Genomic DNA, 20,831 nt, shown 5'->3' with positions numbered 1-20,831 from the left:
CTTCTTACGTACGTCAGACGGCCGGCTCGTCCTGCAGCAGGTTGCGGGTGCGAGCGGGGTCCACCGGGATGCCGGGGCCCATGGTCGTCGAGAAGGTGACCTTCTTCAGGTAGCGACCCTTCGCGGCGGACGGCTTCGCACGCAGGACCTCGTCGAGGGCCGCGGCGTAGTTCTCCACCAGCTTGTCCTGTTCGAAGGATGCCTTGCCGATCACCAGGTGCAGGTTTGCCTGCTTGTCGACCCGGAAGTTGATCTTGCCACCCTTGATCTCGGTGATGGCCTTGGTCACGTCCGGGGTGACGGTGCCGGTCTTCGGGTTCGGCATGAGGCCACGCGGGCCGAGGATGCGGGCGATGCGGCCGACCTTGGCCATCTGGTCGGGGGTCGCGATCGCGGCGTCGAAGTCGAGCCAGCCACCCTGGATACGCTCGATCAGGTCTTCGGCGCCCACCTCGTCCGCACCGGCGGCGACGGCCTCGTTGGCCTTGTCACCGGTGGCGAAGACGATCACACGCGCGGTCTTGCCGGTGCCGTGCGGCAGGTTCACCGTGCCGCGCACCATCTGGTCCGCCTTGCGGGGGTCGACGCCAAGCCGGATGGCGACCTCGACGGTCGCGTCCATCTTGATCCTGGACGTCTCCTTCGCCAGCTTCGCCGCCTCGAGCGGCGTGTACAGCCGCTCGCGGTCGATCTGGTCCGCGGCCTGGCGGTAGGCCTTGCTGCGCTTTGCCATATCTGTTCCTAACAGTCAGTGGTCGTGGGCCAGCGCCTGGCCCTCCCACGAAATCCGAACTATTCGACCGTGATGCCCATGAAACGGGCGATGGTCGACGTGCTACTCGACCGTGATGCCCATGGAGCGAGCGGTGCCGGCGATGATCTTGGCCGCCTGGTCGACGTCGTTGGCGTTGAGGTCCGCCTTCTTCGTCTCGGCGATCTCACGCACCTGGTCCCAGGTCACCTTGCCGACCTTGGCCCGGTGCGGCTCGCCGCTGCCCTTGTCCACGCCCGCGGCCTTCAGCAGCAGCTTCGCCGCCGGCGGGGTCTTGAGCTTGAAGTCGAACGAGCGGTCCTCGTAGACCGAGATCTCCACAGGCACCACGGTGCCGCGCTGCGACTCCGTCGCGGCGTTGTACTGCTTGCAGAAATCCATGATGTTGACGCCGTGCTGACCGAGGGCGGGGCCTACGGGCGGCGCCGGGTTGGCCTGGCCGGCCGTGATCTGCAGCTTGATGATCGCGGCCAGCTTCTTCTTCTTGGGTGGCATTTCTTTCCCTGACTAGTGAATTCGGCGGCGATCAGGCTCAGATCTTCGAGACCTGGCTGAACGACAGCTCGACCGGAGTCTCGCGGCCGAAGATCGACACGAGGACCTTGAGCTTCTGCCCGTCCGCGTTGACCTCGCTGATCGTCGCGGGCAGGGTGGCGAACGGCCCGTCCATGACGGTGACCGACTCGCCGACCTCGAAGTCGACCTCGACGACGGGACCCTTGGCCGGGGACGAGCTCTTGCCCTTGCCGTCTGCCGCCGGTTTGGCCTCCTCCACCTGCGGAAGGAGGAACTTGAGGACCTCGTCGATGGTCAGCGGCGACGGCTTGGACGTCGCGCCGACGAACCCGGTGACGCCCGGGGTGTTGCGCACCGCGGACCACGACGGGTCGTTCAGCTCCATCCGCACGAGGATGTAGCCGGGCAGCACCTTGCGCTGGACCTGCTTGCGCTGCCCGTTCTTGATCTCGGTGACCTCTTCGGTCGGCACCTCGACCTGGAAGATGTAGTCCTCCATGTCCAGGGTGCCGATGCGGGTCTCGAGGTTGGTCTTGACCTTGTTCTCGTAGCCGGCGTAGGAGTGCACGACATACCACTCGCCCGGCGCGCGGCGCAGCGCCTCGCGCATCTCGGCGGCCGGGTCCTCTTCCTCCTCCTCGGCCTCGCCGTCCTCGCCGGCGTCGGCCTCGGCGACGTCGTCGACATCCTCGCCGGCGTCATCGGCGTCGTCGGAGTCGTCGGCATCCTCGGAATCGTCGGCCACGACGTCAGCCTCGGCCAGGTCCTCGTCCTCATCGGAAGTGGCGACCTCGGCATCGGAGTCGACGGCCAGTGCGGCCGCGGCGGCCGCCATCTCCTCCGTGCGCACGTCGCCGTCCTCGGACAGGCCGGTCAGCTCGCCATCGCGAGCCACACCGTTGTCGGAGCTCACTGTTCGGTCCCGCTTCCTTTCATAGTTCGCGTACTCCACCTATCGTGCCGGCGCGCCCTGGCGGGCGCAGCTCAGCCGAACAGTGCGAATACGCCTTTGGCGAGCGCGAAGTCGAACCCCGCGATCACCGCCACCATGAAGGCCACGAAAACCAACACGACAGCCGTATACGTAATCATCTGCTTGCGCGTCGGCCAGATGACCTTGCGCAGCTCCGCGACCACTTCCTTCAGGAAGCGCCAGATCCTGGCGAAGAACCCGGGACGCGACTCCCTGTGGTCCCGCGTCGGGGTCGGCCGCCCCTTCTTGTGCTCGCCCTTGGCGTCCGTCTTCGCGTCCGCCTTGGCCTTGGCCTTCGGCTTGGCCTTCTCGTCGGCCGTGCTCTTCGACCGCGCGGGCTTGGCCGCCTCGTCGGTCGAGGACTCCTTCCGCGCCGCCGGGCGAGCGGAAGCACGGCGCTCACGCCGCGCCGCGGCGGTGACCGGACGAGAGGGGCGCTCCTGTCCCTTGCTCTCTTCCTTGTCCCGGTCGTCAACCACGCCAGTTCCTCCGCTCGATGGTCTTCACGGACCTGCGCCTGACGCAGGGGTGACAGGACTTGAACCTGCAACCTGCGGTTTTGGAGACCGCTGCTCTGCCAGTTGAGCTACACCCCTTCGCGCCGTCGATAACTCGACGCCACGATTCGCGGACGCATTCGACCTGCCCCGTGTCGCATGCGGAGCGGGGTCGGCAACTTCCAAGTTCAAGAGTGTACGGCAAGGGCGAAACCCGTCCGCAACCGCGCCGGTCGAACCGCCTCGGACCACGACTCGCCTGCCCCGCACGTTCCCCGGCGCCGTGACCGCCCGTCCCCCGGTCCGCCGCTGTCACAGGCCTGACCATAACGGGCGGTCACCTGGCGATCCGGCGAGTCTGGAACGATTGGCGGCATGAGCGAGACCACCGTCACCCCGCGCCGGATCTCCGCCCGAATCGGCGGCATCGCCGAGTCCGCCACGCTCGCGGTGGACGCGAAGGCCAAGGCGCTGAAGGCCGCCGGCCGGCCCGTCATCGGGTTCGGCGCCGGTGAGCCGGACTTCGCCACGCCGTCCGACATCGTCGCGGCGGCCGAGGCGGCGACCAGGGAGCCGAAGAACCACCGGTACACGCCCGCGGCCGGCCTGCCCGAGCTGCGTGAGGCCGTCGCCGCCAAGACGCTGCGCGACTCCGGCTACGAGGTCGCGGCCAGCCAGGTCCTGATCACCAACGGCGGCAAGCAGGCCGTCTACCAGGCCTTCGCCACCCTGATCGACCCGGGCGACGAGGTGCTGCTGCCCGCGCCGTACTGGACCACCTACCCCGAGGCCATCGCGCTCGCCGGCGGCGTGACCGTGCCGGTGGTGACCGACGAGACCACCGGTTACCTGACCTCCGTCGAGCAGCTCGAGGCCGCACGCACGTCGCGCACCAAGGCCCTGCTGTTCTGCTCGCCGTCCAACCCGACCGGCGCGGTGTACCCGCGTGCGCAGGTCGAGGCGATCGGGCGCTGGGCCGTCGAGCACGGCATCTGGGTGATCACCGACGAGATCTACGAGCACCTGACCTACGACGGCGTCGAGGCCGTGTCGATGCCGGTGGCGGTGCCCGAGCTGGCCGACACCTGCGTGGTCGTCAACGGTGTGGCCAAGACGTACGCGATGACCGGCTGGCGGGTGGGCTGGATGATCAGCCCGGCCGACGTGACGAAGGCCGCGGCGAACCTGCAGTCGCACCTGACGTCGAACGTCGCGAACGTGTCGCAGCGGGCCGCGCTGGCCGCCGTGTCCGGATCGCTGGACGCGGTGCACGAGATGCGGGCGGCGTTCGACCGGCGCCGCCGGACGATCGTGAAGCTGCTGTCGGAGATCCCCGGCGTCACCTGCCCCACGCCGCAGGGCGCGTTCTACGTGTACCCGTCGGTGAAGGAGCTGCTGGGCAAGGAGATCCGCGGCGTCCGGCCGGCGACGAGCGTCGAGCTCGCGGCGCTGGTGCTGGAGCACGCCGAGGTGGCGGTCGTGCCGGGCGAGGCCTTCGGCACCCCGGGCTACTTCCGGCTGTCGTACGCGTTGGGCGACGACGACCTCGTGACCGGCGTCACCCGGATGGGTGCACTGCTGGGCGAAGCCAAGTAGGGCTGCCTGAATGACGCCTTCCGAGCATCCGAGAGCCAGGAAGGCGTCATTCAGGTTTTCCGGCAGGGTCAGGGCCGGCCAGGTGCGCTCGTGAGACGGTTCGAGGCTGGCAGCGGGCGGCCCTTTCGAGAAACCCGTAAGATTTCAAATAGTGACAAAGCGGCCCTCGCGGGACGGTGACGCATGCGCGACCGGGCACCCCAGCCAACCGATCTCATCCAGTCCGTTTCCCGGGCTTTCCGGATTCTCGAGGAGGTCGGGGCCAGCCGTGCGCCGGTCACGGTCAAGGCTATCGCCCGCCGCTGCCAGCTCAACCTCTCAACGGCGTATCACCTGGTACGCACGTTGACCTACGAGGGCTACCTCGTCCGATCGCCGGACGGCGGGTTCATGCTCGGCTCGTCGGTCGCCAGGCGTTTCCACGATTTGCTGGCCTCGTTCGACCAGCCGCCGCTGGCCCGCGAGGTGTTGCGGCACATGGCGACGATGACCCAGCGCACGGCGTATCTCGGGCAGTTCGTGTCGGGCCGGATCGTCGTCACGGACATGGTCGAGGGTCCGCTGTCACCGCATCTGGAGGACCTCGAGGTCGGCCTGGAGGTGGCCGCCCACGCGACGGTGCTCGGCAAGGTGCTGCTGTCGACGCTGTCCCGTGCCCGGCGCGCGGATTACCTGGCGGATCAGGGAATGCGGCGGTTCACCGCCCGCACGGTGATCGACGCCGGGGCACTCGACTTCGAACTGTCGGCGTTCGGCGCCGGTCCGGTCCTGGAACACGGCCAGTTCCGGGACGGGGTGTCCTGCGTGGGCACCCTGGTCCGCGGGGGGTCGCCGGAGTCGTCGTGGGCCATCGTGGCGTCGACGCGGGAGGACGAGGTGCCGCCGGAGGTCATCTGGCACACGGTCCGCGCGGCCGAGGACCTCGCCCCGGCGACGTTCAACTAGTCCTTCGGCAGGCGGACTACCGCGATCGCCTTGCCCAGCACGGCTTTGCCGTCGAACCTGGCCGTGATGTCGACGCGGGCGGTGCCGTCCTCGCGGACTTCCTTGACCTTGCCGGTCACCTCGACGAGCGCGCCGTCGGCGTCGTTGGGCACCACGACAGGGCGGATGAACCGCGCGCCGTACTCGACGACCGCGCCGGGGTCGCCGACCCAGTTGGTGACGAGACGCCCGGCGACCGCCATCGTGAGCATGCCGTGGGCGATCACCCCCGGCAGGCCCACCTCGCCGGCGAGCTTCTCGTTCCAGTGGATGGGGTTGAAGTCGAGGGACGCGCCCGCGTAGCGGACCAGGTCCGCGCGGCGCAGTCGGATCTCGAGCGGGGGCAGCTCGTCGCCGGCCGCGACAGTCATTCGTCCTCCGCCCTGATGACCAGCTGCGAGAGGGCGGTGACGACCCGCTCGCCCTCGTCGGTGTCGATCTCGGCGCGCAGGCTGAGAAAGTCGTTGCCCATGCGGTTGTCGATCTCGGTGATGTGCGTGGTGACCGTGAGCCGGTCGCCGGCGCGCACCGGGCGCGCGAAGACGAACTTCATGTCACCGTGCACGAGCCGGCCGTAGTCCACCCCGAGCTTCTCGTCGTTGACGATGTCCTCGATGGAGTGCCGGCTGAACAGGACCGTGCCGAACGTCGGCGGGGCGATCAGGTCCGGGTGGCCGGCAGCGCGAGCCGCGGCCGCGTCGCGGTACACCGGGTTGTCGTCACCGATGGCCTCCGCGAACTCCCGGATCTTCGCCCGGCTGACCTCGTAGACCTCCGACCGCGGGTACGCGTGCCCCACGAACGCGGGATCCAGCGGCACCTCTAGCGGGTTTCCTTGTGCAGCCGGTGCGTGCCACAGTTCGGGCAGAACTTCTTCATCTCCAAGCGGTCCGGGTCGTTACGCCGGTTCTTCTTGGTGATGTAGTTGCGGTGCTTGCACTCCTCACACGCAAGCGTGATCTTGGGGCGAACGTCACTGCTGCTAGCCACCTGAGGTCCCTCTTCTCCATGGGCGAAACGCGCCCGATCGCGTAGCGGTGGCCGGACTTGAACCGGCGACACAGCGATTATGAGCCGCTTGCTCTACCGACTGAGCTACACCGCCTTGACATGCCTGTGCCGCGATGCCCGGAACCGAACACCGCGGCCAGCTCACGAGCCCCAATACGGAATCGAACCGTAGACCTTCTCCTTACCATGGAGACGCTCTACCGACTGAGCTATTGGGGCGCACCCAGGAACTTGGAAGTTCCTGTGGAGCCGTCAGAAGACTACACGGCTGCCACACCCCGGTGAAATCGGGTATCCCCTACGACAACAGCGTGAGCACCGTCTCGTCCCGCAGGCCTCTGGCCTGCGCCGTTCGTGCCTGGAGCCACGCCTCGAGACGCTCCTCGGACAGCGGCCGGGAGATCAGGTACCCCTGCGCGACGTCACAACCCATGGCGGCCAGCTGGTCGCGTGCCACGTCCTCCTCGACACCCTCGGCGACGACCGTGAGCCCCAGCGAGTGCCCCAGCTCGACGATCGACCGCACCACGGCCAGGTCGCCGAGGTCCGAGCCCATGCCGAACACGAAGCTCTTGTCGATCTTCACCTCGTCCACCGGCAGCTGCCGCAGGTACGCCAGCGACGAGTAGCCGGTGCCGAAGTCGTCCACGGCCAGCACGACGCCCAGGTTGGACAGTGCCCGCAGCACCGGCAACGCCCGCTGCGGGTCCGCCATCACGCCGGACTCGGTCAGCTCCAGCGTGAGCAGCGCGGGCGGCACGTCGCGCCGGGTGAGCGCGGCCGAGACCGAGTCCGGGAACGACAGGTTCGCGAGGCTGCGCACGGAAAGGTTGACCGCGACGCCGATCCGCAGGCCCCGGTCCATCCACTTGCGCACCTTGATCAACGACTGTTCGAGCACGAAGTCGGTGAGCGCGTCGACCAGGCCGGCGGCCTCGACGGCGGGCACGAACTCGTCCGGGTGCAGGTCACCGAACTCCGGATGCCGCCAGCGGACCAGCGCCTCGACACCCAGGATCTCCCGGCTGGGCAGGGAGATCTTCGGCTGGTAGTGGATCTTGACCTGGCCGGTCTCCATGGCCTGGCGGAACTGGGTGACCAGCTGGAACCGGCGCAGGAACATCTGCCCCATGCTCGGCACGTACGCCCGCGAGGGCTCACCGCTGGCCTTGGCCGCCCGCAGGGCGACGTCGGCCCGCTTGAGCAGCTCGTCGACGTCCATCGAGGCCGGCGCGGCCTCCCGGGCGCTCGCCGAGGTCGTCTCCGAGAACAGCACGCCGTCGGCCATGGTCGCCGAGGAGTACCCGATGACCACGCCGGCCTCGATGGACAGCCGGTCGACCGGGTACGGCGAGGCCAGGCTCGTGATCAGCTGACCGGCGACGGCCTGGGCCTGGTCGAAGTCCGAGTCGACGAGCAACGCCGCGAACGCGCCGCCCTCGAGCCGCGCGAGCGGGATGTCGGCGCCGAGCGTGTCCCGCAGCCGCCGGCCGGCGGCGATGGTGATCCGGTCGCTCCACGCGTAACCGAGCGCGTCGCTGATGGCTGGCTGGACCTCGAGGTCGACACGGAGCATGACCGAGCCGGGGTTGGTACCGAGCAGCTCGGTCGCGACCTGCCGGAAACCGGGCCGGTTGTACAGGCCGGTCAGCGGGTCGTGGTAGGCGTCGTGGCGAAGGGTGGCGACGAGGCGCCGGTTGTCCAGCGCGGTGGCGAGATGGCTGGCGGTGGTGCCGATCATGCGCAGGTCGGCCTGGCCGAAACCGCGCCAGCGCGACAGTTTGTCGTGCGCCTCGACGACGCCGAGCAGGTGACTGGCGCTGCGCAGGGGCACGACGAGCGCCTCCTGGGCGTCCCGCCGCACCAGGGCCGCCCTGACCTCGGGCAACGCGTCGACACGGCGGAAGTGACGGACGTGCGAGCCGGGCAGGCGCAGTAGTGCGTCGGCACGGGCCCCAGTGGGTTCGAGGTCGTACATGTCGTCAGCAAGGTCGTCACCCGCGACGACCGTGTGCATGGCCTGCTGCGGGTCGAACCGCAGACGCAGCACAACCCGCGCGGCGCCGAGCTGATCCTTGATCCGCTGCGCAATGCCGAGCCAGTCCTCGGCGTTGACGGCCGTGGCGGTGTCCCCACCGGCGGCCGGCCGCGCCGCGGCCCGGCGGCCGGACCGCGCGACGATGAGGCTGACCTCGGAGAGGGCCTCGAGGTCGCGCTGCTCGCGGAGCAGGCCGGAGTAGGCGAGGTAGAGCGCCCAGAGGCCGCCGAGCATGGCGAAGACAAGCGGCCAGCCGTTCTCGACGTTGGTGGCGACCTCGTAGCCGGCGACGCCGACCGAGGCGTTGACCAGCCCGAGCACCAGCGTGCGCAAGACAAGCTTGGTGGCGGCGCCGAGCCGGATCCGGCGGCCGAGCACGTAGACGGCGACGAGAGCGAGAAGAGTGCTGGTCACAGGCGCGGACAAGGCACCGGCGAACACGGCGAACCAACCAGGCCGCCCGTCCAGCGAGTCCCTAATCAAGGTGAAGACACTGAACGCGACAGCGATCTCGAGCGTCTCGGCACCAGTGTTGTAAAGGACACGGTCCTGCACCCGCCGAGCGAGCAACGTGCCGACCCCCGCGACGAGATGAGCCGCGAGCACAACGGGAAACGGAGCGACGAAGAGCCCGATGGCCAGCGGAATCTCCGTGAAGGAGATCGTCCAAGAGACGCCGCCACGGACGTCGATGTTGACTGAGAGCTGCTCGACCACGAGGAAGCCGACGGCGAGAAGGAGTCCCGTCCAGATGAGATCGCCGCCACCACGGAACGGCAGCCACCAGGTGACCCCAACCGCCGCGGCAACCCCGGCGACAAGCACGAGGACCGAAAAAACGCTGAACCGGCGGTCCAGCGAGGGGTAGTCCTCGGCGCGGTCAGCGGGCGCCGGCATGGGATGGTCCGGCATGCAACCTCCTAGGCCGCCCCTCGGCGACGGCTCCTCGCCGCACAGTGACGACGCCCCCCGATTGGGCTAGTCACGGTCGCGTAACTGTACCCCCTCCGTGCACAGTTTCCGACTGTGCTAGTTGGCCAAAGTCAGACCACCTGACCGGTAAACCGGCAGGTCAGTCTGGTGTAACCACCTCGGTCACGGAGAGCAACACACTGTTGACTGGCGAATCTACCGAGGTCAGCGTCTTCCACCATTGGTTCACCGATCAACCGTTCCGAGATCGTTGTGAAAGCCGTCACTCGAATGCTGCGAGTGTCCTTTAAGGACCTCGCTGTCGATCCTCCGCGACGTGTCCACTCAGTGAGACAACAGGCCCAACGGACCGACGTCCCGATTACACCTTCCGTGTGCAGCCTCAGAAGGCCGCCCACTCTCAGTAATCACACGCAGGGGCCCGACCCCGACCGTGGCGGCGCGTTCCATACCGCACGCGGCGACGGACGTAGTGATCGCCAACGCTGGCCTGCCCCCAGTCGAGAGCCCACGATGACGGGTAAGCGAGCCCAACCCCGAAGCCGCCGCTGGCGAGGAAAGCTCACGGAGTAGGAGCCGCCAGCGTAAGGAAAGTCCACACGGGAGGAGAAATAGCAAGACACCAACGCCGGGTCAGCACCAACCGCACCGCGGGGTTTGCGGGGGTCGCCCCCGCAAAATAATGACGGCCGACCCAGCGAAAGCGCCGAAGGCACTGAGCATGGATCGGCCGAGGCCGTGGCGGGTGAAGGGTTCGAACCTTCGTAGCTTGCGCGACAGATTTACAGGCCCATCCTCGCACCCCTCTTGACCAGGCGTTTTATACTTTCAGAGGTCACCTTTGCCGCGCATTTGCCGGAGTTCGAGCGCTGGGAACTCCGCTGACCGCTCGTTCACTCGGTTGTTGACGGATCGTCAGCCTCAGCGCGCTGTTGACGATGGATCGTTTCAGCGCGCTGTTGACGATGGATCGTTAGAGCTTGCCTGAGGAGGTCGATGGCCTGGTCGGGGTCCCCGGCGTCTCGGAGTGCGAGGGCGAGGTTGTTGAGGAGCTCTGGTTCCTGAGGAGGCTGAGCGGCTCGCGCGCGTTCGATGGCATTGCGGGCGAAGTCAGCTTGACGTCTGATTGCGGCTAGCCGGTCTGCGGGGGTCTCAGCCTCCCATGTTCTCCAGGTGTGTGGGGGAGCTTGCGCGGGGTGGTATTGATCCGTCGTGGTTGGCGGTCGGAGGTCTTGAGTGGGACGCGTGGTTGGGCGGTAGGTAGCGATCTGGCGCACGATTTCGGGTGTTCCCCTGTCCAGCTTCTTGTCGAGCTCGATGCGGAGTTGCGCGGCGGCGATCTGTTCGTCGGTTGGTTGTAGCGGTGCGTTCATGCTGGCGCCTCCTTTCCTCCGGTGTCGGGCAGCTCATCAAGTAGCTTGTCCAGTACACGCCCTTGGAAGACGTCGAGCAACTGGGCTTCGTCGCGTTGCGCGAGGTCGGACTGGGCCAGCTTGGTCAGTAGTTTGAGGCCGACTACCCGATTGACCGGGTCTTCATCCAGAGCGAGGTCAGCAGCCCAGATGAACCGTCGCCACCACTCTTCGCGGCGGGCCGCTAGCTCCCGCTGCTCGGTCGCGCGGTCGTTGCCCCGGGTGGCGTGGCGAACTCCGAGATAGGCACCACCTGCGGTGAGAAGGCCAACGAGAATCGGCAAACCAATCTGCATCCAGGGCTGCACTGTTACCTACTGTCGTCTGGCGATCACATCCGGTGGCAGGCTAGCCATCCGCGTCGTGGGCTCTCGACTCGGGCGATGACGACATGCCCTGTGGCGAGGGCCAGCTCAGACGGCATTACCACGACAGAATCCGATTCTGTCGCGGTCCAGCCACTCACTCCAGCCATGGCGCGCTGACGCGCCTGCGGCCAATTCAGCGCCTCTCCGTTCACGGAGATCACGAGCTGTCCAGCGAAGGGCACTCGGTACGCTGGTGGGCATGGCTCAGCCAGACGATCTGGAAGTCCGCGTGGCCGCCCTGGAGACCGAGGTCCGGCAACTTGCCGATCGCGTCCGCCACAGTGAGCAGGACGCGGCAGCGGCGCGCGTGCTGGCCGGAGGAGCTGACCGTGACGTCGCTGAGATCCGTGGAGAGATCCGGGACTTCCGCCAGGCCACCACGTCCAGCTTCAACGCGACACGCGAGGACCTGAACGACCTCCGCAGCCAGATGCAGCAGGGGTTCAGCGAGACGCAGCAAGGGTTCACCGAGATGCGCGGCAAGCTCGACGCCACGGCCGCTGGCCAACAGCAGATCGTCAACCTGCTGAACACGCTCATCGCCCAAGGTGGTCAGCAGAACGACCAGTAGACCAATCCGCGACTAGGTAGCCATCTCGCGGCCCGAGTTGCCTGCTGGCTCAAGTATCGGTAACTGCGGTAACCACGGTAACCTTGCAGGTCACAGTGCATGTTGATCAGTAACTGTATCGGCAACCAGCACACGTCTATCGGTAACCTGATCATGAAGTGCGACACTTCGCCTGGGACCAATTTTCTTAGTCTGAGCCCTACTCGTCGATGTCGAGAAGACTGCTAACCAGGGACAACACCGGTGGGGAAGCCCGTCACAGCCCCCGCAGGGCAAACGTCACAAGGCCGCAGGGCTTCCGTCGCATGACAGCAAGCGCCCTGGTGGCTTCCCGTCAGCGGAAGTGGACGGAAGACCGCCGGCTGCGTCACCGCTCCTGCCGCTGCGGCCACCATTTCCACCAGTGCGAGCGACTAGACCAATCTGCGCCATACTTCATGGCACACTGGACGGAGGTGAGCAGGCCGCGCGAGCCAAGGTTCAGCAGGCCATGACCGGCTGACAACTTTGCCGCGTATTTGCCGCGCCCACTCGTAGCCCACCGGCTACGGCCGGACACAACCGGACAACAAGCCAACGGCCCGCTGACCTGTTTTCGCTGGTCAGTGGGCCGTTTGTGCATGTGGTGGCGGGTGAAGGGTTCGAACCTTCGTAGCTTGCGCGACAGATTTACAGTCTGCTCCCTTTGACCGCTCGGGCAACCCGCCGGGAGTGTCCGGTCTGGCCGGACGGGACGGAACCTTACCGAACGGGTTTGCGGGGCTGCCAACCGGTATCCCCCGCAGCGGTAGGCTCGCTCGGGTACTTGACACGTGTTCGAGAGGTGAGACTGGTGGCGGATCCGTCCTTCGACGTGGTGAGCAAGGTTGACCGGCAGGAGGTCGACAACGCGCTCAACCAGGCGAGCAAGGAGCTGTCCACGCGCTTCGACTTCCGGGGGACCGGGGCCTCCATCAAATGGGCCGGCGAGGAGGGCGTCACGATCGAGGCCGAGACCGAGGAGCGGTGCAAGGCCGCGGTCGACGTGTTCAAGGACAAGCTGGTCAAGCGCCAGATCTCCCTGAAGGCGTTCGAGGTGGGTGAGCCGGCGGTGTCCGGCAAGACCTACAAGGTCACCGGCCAGATCGTGCAGGGCATCTCGTCGGAGAACGCGAAGAAGATCGCCAAGAAGATCCGAGACGAGGCCCCCAAGGGCGTGCAGGCGCAGATCCAGGGCGACCAGCTACGGGTGTCCGGCAAGAAGAAGGACCACCTGCAGGACGTCATCCAGCTGCTGAAGTCCGCCGACTTCGGTATCGCCCTCCAGTTCACCAACTACCGGTGAAGGGCATCGTCCTCGCGGGGGGCAGCGGGACCCGGCTGCACCCGATCACGCAAGCGGTCTCCAAGCAGCTCCTGCCGGTGTACGACAAGCCGATGATCTACTACCCGCTGTCGGTGCTGATGCTGGCCGGTATCCGGGACATCCTGGTCATCACGACGCCGCAGGACATGCCGAGCTTCCAGCGCCTGCTGGGCTCCGGCAACCAGTGGGGCGTCGAGCTGACCTATGCCGAGCAGGCTCAGCCGAACGGCCTGGCCGAGGCGTTCATCATCGGCGAGCGGTTCGTCGGGGACGACGCCGTCGCACTCGTGCTGGGCGACAACATCTTCTTCGGCGCCGACTTCTCCGCGGTGATGCACGAGCACGTCGACGGGCTCGACGGCGCGGTCCTGTTCGGCTACCCGGTGAAGGACCCTCAGCGCTACGGCGTCGGCGAGGTCGACGGCACCGGCAAGCTGCTGTCGATCGAGGAGAAGCCGGCCAAGCCCAAGTCCAACCGGGCGATCACCGGCCTCTACTTCTACGACAACGAGGTGGTCGAGATCGCGAAGGGTCTGGCGCCGTCGGCCCGTGGCGAGCTCGAGATCACCGACGTCAACATGACCTACCTGCGCCAGGGCCGCGCTCGGCTGCTCGACCTGGGCCGCGGCTTCGCGTGGCTGGACACCGGCACGCACGACTCGCTCCTGGAAGCCGGCCAGTTCGTGCAGGTCCTGGAGCACCGGACGGGGGTCCGCATCGCCTGTCTGGAAGAGATCGCCATGGACAACGGCTTCATCAGCCCGGACGACTGCTACGCCCTGGGCAGCAAGCTGGCCAAGTCCGGCTACGGCGACTACGTGATGGAGGTCGCCCGGGCCGCGGGCGCGACCGGCTGATCGGCGAACACGTCTCATGGCCCGGCGTCCCATACGGACGCCGGGCCATTGTGTTTCACGATCTGGCAGCACATCGGGGTTTCCCAACCGGACAGTGATATTCGTAACACGTCGGCCGGTCCTGTCGACTCATTGGTCATCAGTCCGGGAGGTCGATATGGACATTGCTGAGCGCACCCAGGCATTGGCGCTGAAGATCCGGAAGCAGAAAGCGACCATCGAGACCGAGGAAGCGACCAAGAACGCCTTCGTGATGCCGTTCATCAGCACCGTCCTCGGCTATGACGTCTTCAATCCGGCCGAGGTCATTCCCGAGTTCACCGCGGACGTCGGCCTCAAGAAGGGCGAAAAGATCGACTACGCCGTCTCGCACGACGAGAAGATCCAGCTGTTGATCGAGGTGAAGAAGATCAACGATCCGCTCCGGATCGAGCATGCCTCGCAGCTGTTCCGCTACTTCGCGGTCACCAACGCCAGGATCGCCATTCTCACCAACGGCGAGGTCTACCAGTTCTACACGGACCTCGACGCACCCAACCGGATGGACGCCAAGCCGTTCCTGGTGCTCGACTTCTCCGCCCTGGACGAGACACTCCTGCCGGAGCTGGCCAAGCTCTCCAAGGAGTCGTTCAACCTCGACTCGGTGATCAGCGCGGCGGGCGAGCTGAAGTACATCGGTCAGCTGAAGCGGGTTCTCGCCGCCCAGTTCAAGGAGCCCGAGGACGACTGGGTGCGATTCCTGACCACCCGCGTGTACGAGGGGTCCTTCACCCAGCGCGTGCGTGAACAGTTCGTTCCCCTCGTCACCAAGGCCGCGCGCCAGTTCCTGAACGAGCAGGTGAACGACCGCCTCAAGAACGCCCTGGGCGGCCCCGACTCCTATGTCAGTGTCTCGAAGGACGCGGTCGAAGCCGAACCCGTTCCCGAAGAGGAAACTCCGGTCGAGACCGGCGGCGAGGTCATCACCACCGAAGAGGAACACGAGGGTTACCGGATCGTGCGGGCCATCGTCTGCAGTGAGGTGCCGGTTTCCCGCGTGGCCGCCCGGGACACGAAGACCTACTTCGGCGTGGTGCTCGACGACAACAACCGCAAGCCCATTGCCCGGCTCTGGCTCAACCGGTCGAAGAAATACCTCGGGGTGTTCGACGAGAACAAGGTCGAGACGCGCATTCCCATCGCCGACGTCCAGGATATCTACCAGCACGCCGAAATCCTGAGAAGGACCGTGGCGCGCTATCTCGTCAGGTCCACTCAGGTCGACGTCGTCGAGGAGATCACGGTGCCAGTGGGTCCGATGCTCACCGGCTGACAGCTCGGTCCAGCGTCCCGTGTGGGCGCTGGACCGTCACCGCAGGTCGTTGCGGCGGGCCATTTCTTCCAGGCGGCGGATGCGGTCGGGCATCGGGGGGTGGGTCGAGAAGAGTCGGGTCATCTGCTCGCCCGGGCGGAACGGGTTGGCGATCATCAGGTGGGACTGGGACATGACCTGTGGTTCCGGGGCCAGTGGGGCGCGGGCCGTGCCGTACTCCAGCTTTCGCAACGCCGAAGCCAGTGCCAGTGGGTCGCCTGTGAGCTCCGCGCCGGACTCGTCCGCCTGGTACTCGCGGGAACGGCTGACCGCCATCTGCACTATGCCCGCGGCCACCGGGCCCAGGATCGCCAGCAGCAGCATCGCCAACGGGTTCGGGCGGTCGTCGTCGCCACCGCCGAACAGGCCCGCGAACATGGCCAGGTTCGCCAGGACGCTCACCACACTGGCCAGGGCGCCGGCGACGCACGAAATCAGTATGTCGCGGTTGTACACGTGTGAAAGCTCGTGGCCCAGCACCGCACGCAGCTCGCGCTCGTCCAACAGCTCCAGGATGCCCGTCGTGCAGCAGACCGCCGCGTTGCGGGGGTTCCTGCCGGTGGCGAAGGCGTTCGGGGCCATCGTGGGGCTCACATAGAGGCGCGGCATCGGCTGGCGGGCGGACGTCGCCAGTTCGCGGACGATTCGGTACATCGCCGGCTGTTCCGCCTGCGACACCGGTCTGGCGCGCATCGCCCGCAGCGCGAGCTTGTCCGAGTTGAAGTACGCGTACCCGTTCATCAACAGGGCGACCGCCAGGCCGATGAACAGCGCCGCACGCCCGAACAGCGCGCTGATCATGATGATCAGCGCGCTCATGCCGCCGAGCAGCAGCGCGGTCTTCAGCCCGTTGTAGTGCTTGTGCACCCTGCGCCTCCGTTAAACCTCTGCCGACCCTAGAACGGATCAACGGGACCGGAAGTTCCCACAGCGCGACAAATCCGCAGGTCAGTTGCCTGTTTCGCCTCGTCGCCAGTACGTCGTCGGCCGGACCCGGGAACGGTCGTGGCCGCGGTCGGCCAGCAGGTGCCGGCGTAGCGCCACCATCGACGCCCGCTCCCCCGCCAGCCACGCGTCCACCCGGCCCGTCGGCAGGTCGGCGGCCGCGACGGCCCTGGCGAGCAGGTCGTCGGTGCCGTCCCGGTGCAGCCAGGTGACGGGCCCCGCCAGCGGCTGCTCCTCCGACGCGTCCTCGACCTCGACGAAGACCCGCACCGGCACGTCGGGGCCCAGCTCGCGCAGGATCGCCGTGATCGCCGGCAGCGCGGTCTCGTCGCCGGCCAGCAGGTGCCAGTCCGCGGTCGGGTCGGGCTGGTAGGCGGGCGACGGGCCGACGAAGATCAGCCGGTCGCCGGGCTCCGCCCGTTTCGCCCAGTCCGAGGCCGGGCCCGCGTCGGAATGCAGGACGAAGTCGAAGTCGATCTCGCACGCGTCCCTGTCGTACCGGCGCACGGTGTACGTCCTGGTCAGCGGTCTTACCTGGGACCACATGCCACGCGCGGCCGCGAGTGTCAGCGGCTCTGGCAGCTCGACGTCGTCCGGGTAGAAGTAGAGCATCACGTTCTGGTCGGTGCCCGCGTACGCGAAGTCGGCGAGGTCGGGGCCGCCGACGGTGACCCTGGTCATGCGGGGCGTCAGCCGCGCCACCCGCACCACCGGGGCTCGCCACAACTTCGTCTGCTGGCGGCGCGAACGCCTGCTCACGGTCGTGTTCATCGCGCCCATCCTCTCACCGCCCTACTGTTCGAGCTCATGTACGAGGGGTTGGGGACACAGGCACGCCGCCTGGCCGCGGGTGCGACGACCTCCGTCGAGCTGACCCGTGCGGCACTCGACCGCGCCGAGGCGACGCAGCCGACGCTCAACGCGTTCCGCCTGCTGCGCCGGGACGCCGCGCTGGCCGAGGCCCGGACCGCGGACGAGCGCCTCGCGACAGGCGAGCGCCGCCCACTTCTCGGCGTGCCGGTCGCGATCAAGGACGACATGGACCTCGCCGGGGCGCCGACCGCGTTCGGCTGCGCCGGTGAGTACCCGGCCGTCGCCGAGGACGGCGTGCTGGTGCGGCAGCTCCGCGCGGCCGGGGCGGTGATCATCGGCAAGACCAACACGCCGGAGCTCGGGCTGTGGCCGGTCACCGAGGGCTCGGCGTTCGGCGCGACGCGCAACCCGTGGCACCTCGACCACACGCCGGGCGGCTCGTCGGGTGGTTCGGCAGCGGCGGTCGCGGCGGGCGTCGTCGAGGCGGCGGTCGGCTCGGACGGCGCGGGCTCGATCCGCATTCCCGCGGCGTGGAGCCATCTCGTCGGCATCAAGCCGGGACGGGGCACGCTGCCGACCCCGCCGGCGTTCAACGGGATCACCGAATGGGGCCCGCTCGCCAGGACCGTGCCGGATGCCGCGTTGCTGCTGGACGTGCTGGCCGGCGATGCCCGCTTCCAGGCAGCGGCCGCGCGGGAGCCGGGCCGGCTGCGGGTGGCGCTGTCGGTGCGGCCGGCGTTCATGGGCGGGGTGCGGGTCCGGCTGGACCCACGCGTGCGTGCCGCGGTGGTCGGCGTGGCTCGGCGGTTGCTCGCGCTGGGGCACTCGGTGGTGGTCGCGGAGCCGCGGTTCGGCCTGCTGGGCCTGAACTTCCTGCCGCGCTCGCTGGCGGGCGTCGAGGAGTGGTGCGCGGTCGCGCCGGACCGGTCGATGCTGGACTTCCGCACGAGCGACACCGGCCGCCTCGGCGCCCGGCTCGGCTGGGCGGTACGCGTGTCGAGGGCGACGCTCGGCCACTACCGCCGGCGGGTCGGACGCCTGTTCGAGCAGGTGGACGTGGTCCTGGCGCCGACGACGGCGACGCCGCCACTCCCGATCGGCGCGATCGACGGGCTGTCGGGATGGCGAACGGACCGGACGGTGATGGCGGCGTGCCCGTACGCCTGGCCGTGGAACGCGCTGGGGTGGCCCGGGCTGAACGTCCCGGCGGGCCGGACGCCCGAAGGCCTGCCGGTCGGCGCGCAGCTGCTGGCGCCGGCCGGCGGTGAGGAGCTGCTGGTCTCGCTCGCCGCTCAGCTCGAGTCGGTGCTGAACTGGTCCTCGCTGTCTCCCGACTTCGAACGACCGGGACGTGCGGGCTGAGCTGGGTTACCTGCTCAGTCCCTGATCTCCAGGGTGCAGCACTTGGGGCCGCCGCCGGACTTTCGTAGTTCGGAGATGTCCACGAAGGTGGGGTCGTAGCCCTCGTTGATCAGTTGGTCGGCCAGGTGGGTGGCTTCTATGGGGAGCGCCACGTTGTGGCCGTCGGAGACGCCGTTCAGGCCGAAGCACTCGGCGTCGGCGGCGGTGGCGATCATGGCGTTGGGGAACAGGCGGCTCAGGGCGCGCTGGGAGCCCGGCGAGAACGCGTCCGGGTAGTACGCGATGTGGGCCGGGCCGTCCGGGGTCGCCTCCCGGAGGACGAACAGCGCCGTGTCCAGGTGGTAGTAGCGCGGGTCGACGAGCCGCAGCGAGACCACCGGCACGCCAAGTACCTCCTGGGCCTCCGCGTGGGCCGCCGGGTCGGTGCGGAAGCCGGTGCCTGCCAGGAGGAACTGGCCGGTCCATGCGAAGTCGCCCTCGGCCTCGTTGGTGGCTGACGGCATGACCACGTCGCGGTAGCCGTGGTCGAGGAACCAGCGGCGGTAGTGGTCGGCCTCGGCGGTTCGCTGGCGCGCGCGGAAGCGGGCGCCCAGCACGCGGCCACCGACCACGGTGGCCGAGTTGGCCGCGAACACCATGTCGGGCAGGCCGGGGACGGGTCGGATGGTGTCGACACGGTGGCCGAGGCGACGATAGGTGTCCGCCAGCTCGGTCCACTGCTTGACCGCGAGCTCGGCGCTGACCGGCTCGTCGGGGTTCATCCACGGGTTGATCGAGTACTCCACGGCGAAGTACTTCGGCTCGCACATCAGGTAGCGGCGTGGGGTGCCCGTCATGAATCAAATGTAAGTGCGGCTCTTGTCGGCGATCAATGTCGCACCAGTGCCGTACTAGCGGCAGTATGTTGCGTGTGGACGTGATAGATCAGCGAATCATTTCGCAGCTGGTGTCCGACGCCCGGCGGAGCTACTCCGAGATCGGGAAGGTGGTCGGGCTGTCGGCCCCCGCGGTCAAGCGGCGGGTGGACCGGCTGCTGGACACGGGCGTGCTGCGCGGGTTCACGGCCGTGGTCAACCCGGAGGCGCTCGGCTGGGGCACGGAGGCGTTCGTCGAGGTCCACTGCATCGGCAACGTCACGCCGGAGCGGATCCGGGCTCGGCTTCTCCCGCTTCCGGAGGTCGTCGCGGCGTACACGGTGTCCGGCGCGGCGGACGCGATCGTCCACCTGCGGGCGGGGAGCATCCACCACCTGGAGGACGCCCTGGAACGGCTGCGTGCGGTGGACATGATCGACCGGACGGTCTCGACCGTGGTGCTGTCGACGCTGCTGGAGCGGCCGCCGGCGCCGGAGGTCGCCGATTCTGGTCCGTTGGGCCGGCCACGCGGGGCTTAGGGTCCTCGCATGAGTGTGTTGCTTGAGCGGCGTGACGGGGTCGGGGTCATCACGATCAACCTCCCCGAGCGGCGGAACTCCCTCACCCTGGACTCGTCCGCCCGGCTTGTTGAGCATGTGGCCGCCTGCGAGGACGACGACGGTGTCTCCGCCATCGTCGTCACCGGTGCGCCGCCGGCCTTCTGCGCGGGGGCCGACCTCACCGCGCTCGGCGAGGCCCGTGAGGACGGGTTGCGTTCCATCTACGCCGGGTTCCTCGCCGTCGCCCGCTCCTCGCTACCCACCATCGCGGCCGTCAACGGGGCCGCCGTCGGGGCGGGGCTCAACCTCGCCCTCGCCTGTGACGTGCGTCTTGTGGGGCCCAAGGCCCGCTTCGACGCCCGCTTCCTCCAGCTCGGCCTGCACCCGGGCGGGGGCATGACCTGGATGACCCAACGGCTCGTCGGCCCCCAGACCGCCGCCGCCATGACGCTCTTCGGGCAGGTGCTCGACGCCGACGCCGCCATCGCCACCGGACTTGCCTACGCCAGGGCCGACGACGTCCTCGAGGCGGCCGTCGAGTTCGCCCAGCCTGCCGTCAAGGCGCCTCGGGACCTGCTCGTCGCCACCAAGCGCACCCTCCGGACCACCGCCGCCCAGGAGCGGCATGACGACGCCGTCGAGACGGAGCTCGTCGCGCAGGTGGCGTCCATGGACACCCCGGCGTTCGCCGAGCTGCTCGCCGCCATGCGGGACCGGATATCCCGCAGAGCGTGACGGGCGTCCCAGTATTCGGGAAATGACACTGTGATGTCCGCCGCGAATAACCTGTGCACCAAGGAGACCTTTGGTTAGGCACGGCTACCCTCGACCAGAGAGCACGCGGTCGTGCGTAGAGAGGGACCAGCAAAGCTATGAGCACCAGCGTCAACGGAGGCGGTAGGGCCACGAAGGTCACGAAGCTCGACAGGGTCGTGATCAGGTTCGCCGGTGATTCGGGTGACGGGATGCAGCTCACGGGTGACCGGTTCACCTCGGAGGCGGCGGCGTTCGGGAACGATCTGGCGACGTTGCCGAACTTCCCGGCCGAGATCCGTGCTCCTGCGGGGACTCTG

General features: G+C 68.0%; 22 protein-coding genes, 4 tRNA genes and 1 pseudogene. 10 read left to right on the top strand and 17 right to left on the bottom strand.

The window, feature by feature from the left end:
• Positions 1-13 precede the first annotated feature (13 nt).
• The 5 genes from rplA to VET29_RS42570 form a co-directional block, all read right to left on the bottom strand.
• Complete coding sequence (rplA, locus tag VET29_RS42590; protein ID WP_324932778.1) at positions 14-733, bottom strand: 50S ribosomal protein L1; 720 nt, start codon at positions 731-733, stop codon at positions 14-16.
• Positions 734-835: 102 nt separating this feature from the next.
• Positions 836-1,267 carry a 50S ribosomal protein L11 gene (gene rplK / locus VET29_RS42585; RefSeq protein WP_324932775.1) on the bottom strand — a complete coding sequence of 144 codons (432 nt, stop codon included), beginning with the start codon at positions 1,265-1,267 and terminating at the stop codon, positions 836-838.
• Between the two features lie 37 nt (positions 1,268-1,304).
• Positions 1,305-2,201, bottom strand: coding sequence for a transcription termination/antitermination protein NusG (gene nusG / locus VET29_RS42580; RefSeq protein WP_324932772.1), 897 nt, complete (start codon positions 2,199-2,201; stop codon positions 1,305-1,307).
• 71 nt (positions 2,202-2,272) lie between these two features.
• Complete coding sequence (gene secE, locus VET29_RS42575) at positions 2,273-2,740, bottom strand: preprotein translocase subunit SecE (RefSeq protein WP_324932769.1); 468 nt, start codon at positions 2,738-2,740, stop codon at positions 2,273-2,275.
• Positions 2,741-2,784: 44 nt separating this feature from the next.
• Positions 2,785-2,857: transfer RNA gene (locus VET29_RS42570), tRNA-Trp, on the bottom strand.
• 276 nt (positions 2,858-3,133) lie between these two features.
• Here VET29_RS42570 and VET29_RS42565 point away from each other — a divergent pair.
• Together VET29_RS42565 and VET29_RS42560 are read left to right on the top strand one after the other, a co-directional pair.
• A complete protein-coding gene (locus VET29_RS42565) occupies positions 3,134-4,354 on the top strand; it encodes a pyridoxal phosphate-dependent aminotransferase (RefSeq protein ID WP_324932766.1) in 1,221 nt (406 codons plus the stop codon).
• Between the two features lie 183 nt (positions 4,355-4,537).
• Positions 4,538-5,299: an IclR family transcriptional regulator gene (locus VET29_RS42560; protein ID WP_324932764.1), complete on the top strand. Its 762-nt coding sequence runs from the start codon at positions 4,538-4,540 to the stop codon at positions 5,297-5,299.
• Here VET29_RS42560 and VET29_RS42555 read toward each other — a convergent pair.
• The 8 genes from VET29_RS42555 to VET29_RS42520 form a co-directional block, all read right to left on the bottom strand.
• Positions 5,296-5,709, bottom strand: a complete 414-nt coding sequence (locus tag VET29_RS42555; RefSeq protein ID WP_324932762.1) for a MaoC family dehydratase — start codon at positions 5,707-5,709, stop codon at positions 5,296-5,298. The two genes, VET29_RS42560 and VET29_RS42555, sit on opposite strands and share 4 nt — an antisense overlap.
• Positions 5,706-6,158, bottom strand: a complete 453-nt coding sequence (locus VET29_RS42550; RefSeq protein WP_324932759.1) for an FAS1-like dehydratase domain-containing protein — start codon at positions 6,156-6,158, stop codon at positions 5,706-5,708. Before VET29_RS42550 ends, VET29_RS42555 begins: the two co-directional genes overlap by 4 nt.
• A 2-nt stretch (positions 6,159-6,160) precedes the next feature.
• Positions 6,161-6,328 carry a 50S ribosomal protein L33 gene (gene rpmG / locus VET29_RS42545; protein WP_324932756.1) on the bottom strand — a complete coding sequence of 56 codons (168 nt, stop codon included), beginning with the start codon at positions 6,326-6,328 and terminating at the stop codon, positions 6,161-6,163.
• A 42-nt stretch (positions 6,329-6,370) separates the two neighbouring features.
• Positions 6,371-6,443: transfer RNA gene (locus VET29_RS42540), tRNA-Met, on the bottom strand.
• 52 nt (positions 6,444-6,495) lie between these two features.
• A tRNA-Thr gene (locus VET29_RS42535) sits at positions 6,496-6,568 on the bottom strand.
• Between the two features lie 79 nt (positions 6,569-6,647).
• Positions 6,648-9,299, bottom strand: a complete 2,652-nt coding sequence (locus VET29_RS42530; protein WP_414636760.1) for a putative bifunctional diguanylate cyclase/phosphodiesterase — start codon at positions 9,297-9,299, stop codon at positions 6,648-6,650.
• Between the two features lie 914 nt (positions 9,300-10,213).
• Positions 10,214-10,693 (bottom strand): tetratricopeptide repeat protein, encoded by a 480-nt coding sequence (locus tag VET29_RS42525; RefSeq protein ID WP_324932753.1) that lies wholly within the window; start codon positions 10,691-10,693, stop codon positions 10,214-10,216.
• A complete protein-coding gene (locus VET29_RS42520) occupies positions 10,690-11,040 on the bottom strand; it encodes a hypothetical protein (RefSeq protein ID WP_324932750.1) in 351 nt (116 codons plus the stop codon). The genes VET29_RS42525 and VET29_RS42520 overlap by 4 nt, the downstream gene beginning before the upstream one ends.
• 259 nt (positions 11,041-11,299) lie before the next feature.
• Between VET29_RS42520 and VET29_RS42515 the strand changes: the two genes are divergently transcribed.
• A complete protein-coding gene (locus VET29_RS42515; protein WP_324932747.1) occupies positions 11,300-11,671 on the top strand; it encodes a permease in 372 nt (123 codons plus the stop codon).
• A 623-nt stretch (positions 11,672-12,294) separates the two neighbouring features.
• Here the strand turns inward: VET29_RS42515 and VET29_RS42510 are convergent.
• Positions 12,295-12,378 (bottom strand) — tRNA-Tyr (locus tag VET29_RS42510).
• 125 nt (positions 12,379-12,503) lie between these two features.
• Between VET29_RS42510 and VET29_RS42505 the strand changes: the two genes are divergently transcribed.
• The 3 genes from VET29_RS42505 to VET29_RS42495 all read left to right on the top strand — a co-directional run bounded on the left by VET29_RS42505 (position 12,504) and on the right by VET29_RS42495 (position 15,185).
• On the top strand, positions 12,504-12,995 hold the full coding sequence (locus VET29_RS42505) for a YajQ family cyclic di-GMP-binding protein (protein ID WP_324932745.1): 492 nt from the start codon (positions 12,504-12,506) through the stop codon (positions 12,993-12,995).
• The gene (gene rfbA / locus VET29_RS42500) at positions 12,992-13,873 is read left to right on the top strand and encodes a glucose-1-phosphate thymidylyltransferase RfbA (RefSeq protein ID WP_324932743.1); all 882 of its coding nucleotides are present in this window, start codon (positions 12,992-12,994) and stop codon (positions 13,871-13,873) included. The genes VET29_RS42505 and rfbA overlap by 4 nt, the downstream gene beginning before the upstream one ends.
• Positions 13,874-14,030: 157 nt before the next feature.
• Positions 14,031-15,185 carry a type I restriction endonuclease gene (locus tag VET29_RS42495; RefSeq protein WP_324932802.1) on the top strand — a complete coding sequence of 385 codons (1,155 nt, stop codon included), beginning with the start codon at positions 14,031-14,033 and terminating at the stop codon, positions 15,183-15,185.
• 36 nt (positions 15,186-15,221) lie between these two features.
• Here the strand turns inward: VET29_RS42495 and htpX are convergent, their stop codons facing one another.
• Positions 15,222-16,091: a zinc metalloprotease HtpX gene (gene htpX / locus VET29_RS42490; RefSeq protein WP_324932739.1), complete on the bottom strand. Its 870-nt coding sequence runs from the start codon at positions 16,089-16,091 to the stop codon at positions 15,222-15,224.
• 81 nt (positions 16,092-16,172) lie between these two features.
• On the bottom strand, positions 16,173-16,940 hold the full coding sequence (locus VET29_RS42485) for a siderophore-interacting protein (protein WP_324932736.1): 768 nt from the start codon (positions 16,938-16,940) through the stop codon (positions 16,173-16,175).
• Between the two features lie 36 nt (positions 16,941-16,976).
• On the opposite strand from VET29_RS42485, the gene VET29_RS42480 reads away from it, so the two are divergent.
• Positions 16,977-18,344, top strand: coding sequence for an amidase (locus tag VET29_RS42480; RefSeq protein WP_324932733.1), 1,368 nt, complete (start codon positions 16,977-16,979; stop codon positions 18,342-18,344).
• Between the two features lie 14 nt (positions 18,345-18,358).
• On the opposite strand, the gene ddaH is transcribed toward VET29_RS42480, so the two are convergent.
• Entirely contained in the window at positions 18,359-19,180 is an 822-nt protein-coding gene (gene ddaH / locus VET29_RS42475) for a dimethylargininase (protein ID WP_324932730.1), read from the bottom strand.
• Between the two features lie 74 nt (positions 19,181-19,254).
• Here ddaH and VET29_RS42470 point away from each other — a divergent pair, with 74 nt between their 5' ends.
• From VET29_RS42470 to VET29_RS42460, 3 genes and pseudogenes are all read left to right on the top strand, one after another.
• On the top strand, positions 19,255-19,737 hold the full coding sequence (locus VET29_RS42470; RefSeq protein WP_324932727.1) for an Lrp/AsnC family transcriptional regulator: 483 nt from the start codon (positions 19,255-19,257) through the stop codon (positions 19,735-19,737).
• Between the two features lie 9 nt (positions 19,738-19,746).
• Positions 19,747-20,493, top strand: a complete 747-nt coding sequence (locus VET29_RS42465) for an enoyl-CoA hydratase (protein WP_324932724.1) — start codon at positions 19,747-19,749, stop codon at positions 20,491-20,493.
• A gap of 137 nt (positions 20,494-20,630) precedes the next feature.
• Positions 20,631-20,831: pseudogene (locus VET29_RS42460) on the top strand (2-oxoglutarate ferredoxin oxidoreductase subunit alpha); the annotation flags it as partial.

The sequence above is a fragment of the Actinophytocola sp. genome (genome assembly GCF_035634895.1).
Lineage (GTDB): Bacteria > Actinomycetota > Actinomycetes > Mycobacteriales > Pseudonocardiaceae > Actinophytocola.
This window is presented reverse-complemented; position numbering and strand designations above follow the sequence as displayed.

Excerpts from the sequence above, each read along its gene's own strand:
- ddaH (WP_324932730.1), bottom strand. The coding sequence starts at position 19,180 with ATGACGGGCACCCCACGCCGCTACCTGATGTGCGAGCCGAAGTACTTC.
- rplA (WP_324932778.1), bottom strand. The coding sequence starts at position 733 with ATGGCAAAGCGCAGCAAGGCCTACCGCCAGGCCGCGGACCAGATCGAC.
- VET29_RS42495 (WP_324932802.1), top strand. The coding sequence starts at position 14,031 with ATGGACATTGCTGAGCGCACCCAGGCATTGGCGCTGAAGATCCGGAAG.
- VET29_RS42555 (WP_324932762.1), bottom strand. The coding sequence starts at position 5,709 with ATGACTGTCGCGGCCGGCGACGAGCTGCCCCCGCTCGAGATCCGACTG.
- VET29_RS42525 (WP_324932753.1), bottom strand. The coding sequence starts at position 10,693 with ATGAACGCACCGCTACAACCAACCGACGAACAGATCGCCGCCGCGCAA.
- VET29_RS42485 (WP_324932736.1), bottom strand. The coding sequence starts at position 16,940 with ATGAACACGACCGTGAGCAGGCGTTCGCGCCGCCAGCAGACGAAGTTG.
- VET29_RS42465 (WP_324932724.1), top strand. The coding sequence starts at position 19,747 with ATGAGTGTGTTGCTTGAGCGGCGTGACGGGGTCGGGGTCATCACGATC.
- VET29_RS42530 (WP_414636760.1), bottom strand. The coding sequence starts at position 9,299 with ATGCCGGACCATCCCATGCCGGCGCCCGCTGACCGCGCCGAGGACTAC.
- VET29_RS42560 (WP_324932764.1), top strand. The coding sequence starts at position 4,538 with ATGCGCGACCGGGCACCCCAGCCAACCGATCTCATCCAGTCCGTTTCC.
- VET29_RS42515 (WP_324932747.1), top strand. The coding sequence starts at position 11,300 with ATGGCTCAGCCAGACGATCTGGAAGTCCGCGTGGCCGCCCTGGAGACC.
- rplK (WP_324932775.1), bottom strand. The coding sequence starts at position 1,267 with ATGCCACCCAAGAAGAAGAAGCTGGCCGCGATCATCAAGCTGCAGATC.
- VET29_RS42565 (WP_324932766.1), top strand. The coding sequence starts at position 3,134 with ATGAGCGAGACCACCGTCACCCCGCGCCGGATCTCCGCCCGAATCGGC.
- VET29_RS42480 (WP_324932733.1), top strand. The coding sequence starts at position 16,977 with ATGTACGAGGGGTTGGGGACACAGGCACGCCGCCTGGCCGCGGGTGCG.